This window comes from Propionivibrio sp. (genome assembly GCF_017995515.1).
Classification (GTDB): domain Bacteria; phylum Pseudomonadota; class Gammaproteobacteria; order Burkholderiales; family Rhodocyclaceae; genus Propionivibrio.
Genome location: NZ_JAGOIT010000015.1, coordinates 39,550 through 46,192, shown reverse-complemented (window position 1 = coordinate 46,192; position 6,643 = coordinate 39,550). Strand labels below are relative to the sequence as shown.

Here is a 6,643-nt window from a genome sequence, read left to right as displayed (position 1 = left end):
AACCTGCGCCACCGGCGCCGTCCGCTTGCGCTGCAAGCCCTCCAACTCGTCCCGCTCCAATTCACTCAGATTCATCTTTCCCATGCCCCCTATATGGGGTGCAATTTCATTGATTCAATGGACTAGGAGAAAGCCCAATGAGCCTGACCAGACAAGAAGTTCTTCAACGCTTGAATGACCAAAAAGCCAAACGTTCGCCGATTGTCGGCTGCGGCGCGGGTACGGGTATCTCGGCCAAGTTGGCCGAAGCCGGCGGTGCCGACCTGATCATCATCTACAACTCCGGTCGCTATCGGATGGCTGGCCGGGGATCCCTGGCCGGTCTGATGCCCTACGGCGATGCAAATGCGATCGTGATGGATATGGCGTCCGAAGTGCTACCGGTCGTTAAACATACGCCGGTACTCGCCGGCGTATGCGGGACTGATCCGTTCCGCCTGATGCCACGCTTCATTACCCAACTCAAGGAAGCAGGTTTCTCGGGCGTGCAGAATTTCCCGACAGTGGGACTGATCGATGGTAACTTCCGCGCCAACCTTGAAGGCACAGGCATGGGCTACGACAAGGAAATCGAAATGGTACGCGAGGCCAATCGCCAGGATTTCTTTACCTCGCCCTACGTTTTCGATGCAGAGGATGCACGCAAGATGGCCGAAGCCGGCGCCGATCAACTGGTTGCCCACGTTGGCCTGACCACGGCGGGCACGATTGGCGCTGCCGTGGCATTTAGTCTGGATGAAGCGATTGATAAGGTCATGACCATCGCTGAAGCCGGTCGTCGTGTGCGGAAGGATATTTTGGTCATCTGCCACGGAGGACCGTTCGATGAACCGGAAAATGTAGCTATCGCGCTGTCCAAAATGCCTGGAATTGATGGTTTCTTTGGCGCTTCGTCGATTGAGCGTTTGCCTACAGAGCGCGCGATCACTGCCCAGGTTAAAGCCTTCAAAGGGAGTCGGCTCGCGTAGGTAACCGAAGGCAGCTTTCGTAAAGACTACCGGCCGTTCGAGTCACATCGCTTCCTGTGTCTCAAACGGCCGGAACTGGCCGGTTGTTTGAGTTCCTCAACGACTGGTTTGTAGAAGCGAAACTTGAAAACTCATCGTCGGAGCCTACGGCAGCTTTCGGGCAAAACGAAGGACAAGTTTGGGTCGGCAAGAGCCTGTCAGGTGATCGAGATTCTGCGGTCAAGTGCTATAAGAATCATTGGTCAAATTGGCGCGATTTCGCAGCAAACCGTAGCCACTTCTTCGAAGACGCTAACTCGCTACCTTGCAACAAGCTCACAAATTCGTCGTCCTGAATTACGGACAGATCGGTCAGCGTGGACATCAATCACAAATATGACCCAAAAATTGCAATTTTCGTGGACATGATCCGTTCTCTCAAATAACCGAATACTTGCCTTCCATTTTCGCCATGTCCATACGCACGTACCTCGCGCTTACATACTGACGCACAACTTCCACTGGAACGTCACCGGCCCGCAGTTCAACAGCCTGCACCTGATGCTCATGGGGCAATACACCGAGCAGTGGAACGCGCTCGACATCATCGCCGAGCGCATCCGCGCGCTCGGCCATCCGGCGCCTGGAACCTTCTCCGAGTTCGCCAAGCTGACGTCGGTCAAGGAGGTGTCGGGCGTGCCCAAGGCGACCGATATGGTCCGTCATCTGGTTGATGCGCAGGAAACGACGGCGCGCACGGCGCGAAAGCTGTTCCCGGTGGTTGAAGCGGCCAACGACCAGCCGACCGCCGATCTGCTGACGCAGCGCCTGGAAATCCACGAAAAGACTGCGTGGATGCTGCGCAGTCTGCTTGAGGATTAAGCGGCGAGGATCGCCCGCAAGGCGTCGACCAGCGCAGCGCATTCCTGATCGGTACCGATCGAGATGCGCAAGTGCTGGTTGATACGTGGTTGCTTGAAGTGGCGCACGATGATCTGGCGCTCGCGCAACTGCGCAGCGAGCTTGGCCGCGTCGTGTTGCGGGTGGCGCGCGAAGATGAAGTTCGCTGCGGAGGGCAGGACGGCGAAGCCGAGCTGCTCCAGGCCCGCGACCAGCGTCGCGCGGCTGGCCATGACGGCTTGCCGCGCTTTCTCCAGATGTTCCTTGTCGTCGATCGCCGCGGCGGCGCCGACGATCGCCAGGCGGTCGAGCGGGTACGAGTTGAAGCTGTTCTTGACGCGATCGAGCGCCTCGATCAGATCGGCGTGGCCGACCGCGTAGCCGACGCGCAGGCCAGCGAGCGAGTGCGACTTCGACAGCGTACGGATAACCAGCAGATTCGGGTAGCGCGTGACTAAGGCGATGGCTGTTTCGCCGCCGAAGTCGATGTAGGCTTCGTCGATGACGACGACCGCCCGCGGATGCGCGGCGACCAGCCGTTCGATCTCGGCGAGCGGCAGCAGTTGCCCGGTCGGCGCGTTCGGGTTGGCGAGGATGATGCCGCCGTTCTCGCGTGCGTAGTCGTCGACGCGGATCTCGAACGCGTCTCCGAGCGGAATCGCGACGCTTTCAATGCCGTACAGTCCGCAATACACCGGGTAGAAGCTGTAGCTGATGTCCGGCAGCAGCAGCGGCTTGTCGTGCTTCAAGAGTGCCATGAAGGCATGCGCGAGCACTTCGTCCGAACCGTTGCCGACGAAGACGTTGCGTGTGTTGATGCCGAACTCGGCGAAGTGGCGGGCGACGGCTTCCTTCAGGCGATCGCCGTTCGGGTCGGGGTAGAGGCGCAGCGTGCCGCCATCGGCGCCCAGCTCGGCCTGCATCGCTGCGACGGCGCGCGGCGACGGCGGGTACGGGTTCTCGTTGGTGTTCAGCTTGATCAGGTTGGCCAGCTTGGGTTGTTCGCCCGGAACGTAGGGCGTCAGGCTGTGGACGAGGGGGCTCCAGAATTGGCTCATAACGGCTCGCAGGGGTCGGGTGCAGCGGGAGCGTCAGATGGTATCATGCAGCCGTGCCGGTTACAGCCCGCGGGCGGCTGGCTCGGGCCGTGGCAGCGCCTCCCTGAGTAATTGCCGGCGTGCCTGCGATGGCCTTACCACCAGTAACACATCCTTTGTCATGAGGCTTTCATGCGGCAAGCCGAAATCAGCAGAAACACCCTGGAAACCCGGATCACGGTGCGTCTCAATCTCGACGGCACCGGGCAATGTCGCCTTGCGACCGGCGTCCCCTTTCTCGATCACATGCTCGATCAGGTGGCGCGTCACGGGCTGATCGACCTCGAGGTCGAAGCCGATGGCGACCTGCACGTCGACGCGCACCACACGGTGGAGGATATCGGCATCACGATCGGGCAGGCGCTGAGCAAGGCCGTTGGCGACAAGAAGGGCCTCCGCCGCTACGGGCACGCCTACGTGCCGCTCGACGAGGCGCTTTCGCGTGTGGTGATCGACCTCTCCGGGCGCCCAGGGCTGGTCTTCGGCGTCGAATTCACGCGCGCCACCATTGGCGCGTTCGACGTGGACCTGATACGCGAGTTTTTCCAGGGCTTGGTCAATCACGCGCTGATGACGCTGCACATCGACAATCTGCGTGGCGCGAACGCGCACCATCAGGCCGAAACGATCTTCAAGGCCTTCGGCCGCGCCCTGCGCGTCGCGCTCGAAGCCGATGAACGCGCCGCCGGCAGTATTCCGTCGACCAAGGGATCGCTGTGATGGCTTCTTCCGCAGGGAAAATTGCCGTCATCGACTACGGCATGGGGAATCTGCGTTCGGTCTGGCAGGCGCTGGTGCACGTGGCCGATGGCCGGAAAATCGTCGTCACGGCCGATCCGGAGGTGGTCGCTGGCGCCGGGCGCGTCGTCTTTCCCGGGCAGGGGGCGATGCCCGACTGCATGCGCGAGCTCGATGCGCGCGGTTTGCGTTCAGTCGTGATCGAGGCGGCGCGAACGAAACCCTTCCTCGGCATCTGCATCGGCCTGCAGATGCTCTTCGAACAGAGCGAAGAGGGCAACGTGCCCGGTCTCGGCGTTTTCGCCGGCCCGGTCCGCCGTTTTCCGGCGGAGAAGATGATCGGCCCATCCGGTGAGAAGCTGAAAGTGCCGCACATGGGCTGGAACCGTGTGGTGCACGCCGGGAGTCATCCGCTGTGGAGCGGCATCGACGACGGTGCGCGTTTCTACTTCGTACACAGCTACTTTGTCGATCCGGTCGATCGTGCCTGCATCGCCGCCACGACCGAGTACGGCATCCCCTTTACCAGTGCGGTGGCGCGGGATAATATCTTTGCCATCCAATGTCATCCCGAGAAGAGCGCGCAAGCCGGACTCGCCCTGTTATCCAACTTCGTACGCTGGAACCCATAAACAGGACCTGCTTTTCTCCATTCCTTCCATTCCTTTTTCCCTCCACTACTTTCGTTTTCCAAAATGCTGATCATTCCCGCGATTGACCTGAAGGACGGGCAGTGCGTTCGTCTGAAGCAAGGTTTGATGGACGAAGCGACCGTATTCTCCAACTCTCCCGGCGAACAGGCCGCCCATTGGCTGGAACAGGGCGCGCGTCGCCTGCATATCGTGGATCTCAACGGTGCGTTCGCCGGCAAGCAGAAGAACGAAAGAGCGATCAAGGAAATCGTCGCAGCTTTGGGCGACGAGATTCCGATCCAGCTGGGCGGCGGCATCCGCGACCTCGACACGATCGAGCGCTGCCTCGACAACGGCGTGAGCTACGTCATCATCGGCACGGCTGCGGTGAAGAACCCCGGTTTCCTGCACGACGCGTGCAGCGCGTTCCCCGGCCAGATCATCGTCGGACTCGACGCCAAGGACGGCAAGGTCGCCGTCGACGGCTGGTCGAAACTGACCGGTCACGACGTGATCGATCTGGCCAGGAAGTGCGAGGACTACGGCGTCGAGAGCGTCATCTACACCGATATCGGCCGCGACGGCATGCTTTCCGGCATCAACATCGAAGCGACGGTCAAGCTGGCGCAGGCGCTGACCATCCCGGTGATCGCCAGCGGCGGCCTGTCGAACATGGACGACATCCGGGCGTTGTGCAGCGTCGAGCACGAAGGCGTCGTCGCCACCATTGCCGGGCGCGCCATCTACGACGGCTCGCTCGACTTCGCAGCGGCGCAGGCCGAAGCCGACAGCCTCAACGGCGATTGATCTTTTTCCCTCTACGAAAGAACGGTAAACGCTTTGGGTCTCGCGAAACGCATCATCCCCTGCCTTGACGTCACCGCCGGGCGGGTCGTCAAGGGGACCAACTTCGTCGATCTGCGCGATGCCGGCGACCCCGTGGAGATTGCCCGCCGTTACGATCTGCAGGGCGCCGACGAGGTGACCTTCCTCGACATCACGGCGTCGTCAGACCAGCGCGACATCATCCTGCACATTGTCGAAGCGTGCGCGTCGCAGGTCTTTATCCCGCTGACCGTCGGCGGCGGCGTGCGCACGGTCGCCGACGTTCGGCGCCTGCTCAATGCGGGTGCGGACAAGGTGAGCATGAACACGGCTGCCGTCAACAATCCGGACCTCGTCGCCGAATCCGCGGCCAAGGTCGGGAACCAGTGCATCGTCGTCGCCATTGACGCCAAGCAGGTCGAGCCGGGCAGGTGGGAGGTCTTCACGCACGGCGGCCGCAACCGGACGGGCCTCGATGCCGTCGACTGGGCGCGTCGCGTGCAGCTACTCGGCGCCGGCGAAATCCTGCTGACCAGCATGGACCGCGATGGCACGAAGAACGGATTCGATCTGGCACTCACCCGCGCGGTTTCGGACGCGGTCGATATTCCGGTGATCGCCAGCGGCGGCGTCGGCAACCTGCTGCATCTCGCCGACGGCGTGACCGAGGGGCGGGCCGATGCGGTGCTGGCGGCGAGCATCTTCCACTTTGGCGAATACACCGTGCGCCAGGCCAAGGAGTACATGCGCGACCGCGGCATCGAGGTGCGTCTGTGAGCGACCTGGACGCGGGCAAGTTCTGGCTCGACGCGTTGAGGTGGGACGAGAACGGCATGATCCCGGCCATCGCGCAGGATTCAGCGAGCGGCCGTGTGGTAATGTTTGCCTGGATGAATCGCGTCTCGCTGGAAGAGACCGTCAAGACAGGAAACGCCGTCTATTGGTCGCGCTCGCGCCAGCGCTTGTGGCGCAAGGGCGAAGAGTCGGGCCACTTCCAGCGAGTCAAATCGATTCGCGCGGACTGCGACGGCGACGTCCTGCTGTTGTCCATCGATCAGGTCGGCGGAATTGCCTGCCACACCGGACGAGAAAGTTGCTTCTTCCTGGAATTGCAGGGAGAGCGCTGGGTCGCCACCGACCCGGTTCTGAAAGATCCTAAGGAAATCTACGCATAATGAGCACTCACGATATTCTGCACCGCCTCTCCGAAACCCTGGCTTCGCGCCGTCACGCCGACCCGGAGACCTCGTATACGGCCAAGTTGTTCGCCAACGGTCCGGATTCCATCCTGAAAAAGATCGGCGAGGAGAGCGCCGAGCTGATCATGGCGGCCAAGGACGGCAAGCGCCTGAACATCGTCTGGGAATCGACGGACCTCATCTATCACATCATGGTGTTGCTTGCCTTCTACGGCATGGGAATCGAGGACGTGTCGCAGGAAATGCGTCGTCGCGAGGGGATTTCCGGCATCGACGAAAAGAAATCGCGGACGGCGAAGTAGGCG

The 6,643-nt window shown here is 61.5% G+C and carries 8 protein-coding genes and 1 pseudogene; 8 read left to right on the top strand and 1 reads right to left on the bottom strand.

Annotated elements, in window-relative coordinates:
- Positions 1 to 137 precede the first annotated feature (137 nt).
- Both KBA32_RS04205 and KBA32_RS04200 read left to right on the top strand, forming a co-directional pair.
- Positions 138 to 968 carry a phosphoenolpyruvate hydrolase family protein gene (locus KBA32_RS04205; RefSeq protein WP_294355746.1) on the top strand — a complete coding sequence of 277 codons (831 nt, stop codon included), beginning with the start codon at positions 138 to 140 and terminating at the stop codon, positions 966 to 968.
- 477 nt (positions 969 to 1,445) lie between these two features.
- Positions 1,446 to 1,829: pseudogene (locus KBA32_RS04200) on the top strand (Dps family protein); the annotation flags it as partial.
- Here the strand turns inward: KBA32_RS04200 and hisC are convergent.
- Entirely contained in the window at positions 1,826 to 2,905 is a 1,080-nt protein-coding gene (hisC, locus tag KBA32_RS04195) for a histidinol-phosphate transaminase (protein ID WP_294355744.1), read from the bottom strand. The pseudogene KBA32_RS04200 and the gene hisC overlap by 4 nt on opposite strands.
- A 171-nt stretch (positions 2,906 to 3,076) precedes the next feature.
- On the opposite strand from hisC, the gene hisB reads away from it, so the two are divergent.
- From hisB to KBA32_RS04165, 6 genes are all read left to right on the top strand, one after another.
- On the top strand, positions 3,077 to 3,664 hold the full coding sequence (gene hisB, locus KBA32_RS04190) for an imidazoleglycerol-phosphate dehydratase HisB (RefSeq protein WP_294355740.1): 588 nt from the start codon (positions 3,077 to 3,079) through the stop codon (positions 3,662 to 3,664).
- The gene (gene hisH / locus KBA32_RS04185; RefSeq protein ID WP_294355738.1) at positions 3,664 to 4,314 is read left to right on the top strand and encodes an imidazole glycerol phosphate synthase subunit HisH; all 651 of its coding nucleotides are present in this window, start codon (positions 3,664 to 3,666) and stop codon (positions 4,312 to 4,314) included. The genes hisB and hisH overlap by 1 nt, the downstream gene beginning before the upstream one ends.
- Positions 4,315 to 4,377: 63 nt before the next feature.
- Positions 4,378 to 5,121 carry a 1-(5-phosphoribosyl)-5-[(5-phosphoribosylamino)methylideneamino]imidazole-4-carboxamide isomerase gene (gene hisA / locus KBA32_RS04180; protein ID WP_294355735.1) on the top strand — a complete coding sequence of 248 codons (744 nt, stop codon included), beginning with the start codon at positions 4,378 to 4,380 and terminating at the stop codon, positions 5,119 to 5,121.
- A gap of 33 nt (positions 5,122 to 5,154) precedes the next feature.
- Positions 5,155 to 5,916, top strand: a complete 762-nt coding sequence (hisF, locus tag KBA32_RS04175; RefSeq protein ID WP_294355731.1) for an imidazole glycerol phosphate synthase subunit HisF — start codon at positions 5,155 to 5,157, stop codon at positions 5,914 to 5,916.
- On the top strand, positions 5,913 to 6,314 hold the full coding sequence (hisI, locus tag KBA32_RS04170; protein WP_294355729.1) for a phosphoribosyl-AMP cyclohydrolase: 402 nt from the start codon (positions 5,913 to 5,915) through the stop codon (positions 6,312 to 6,314). The genes hisF and hisI overlap by 4 nt, the downstream gene beginning before the upstream one ends.
- Positions 6,314 to 6,640, top strand: a complete 327-nt coding sequence (locus tag KBA32_RS04165) for a phosphoribosyl-ATP diphosphatase (RefSeq protein ID WP_294355726.1) — start codon at positions 6,314 to 6,316, stop codon at positions 6,638 to 6,640. The genes hisI and KBA32_RS04165 overlap by 1 nt, the downstream gene beginning before the upstream one ends.
- Positions 6,641 to 6,643 lie beyond the last annotated feature (3 nt).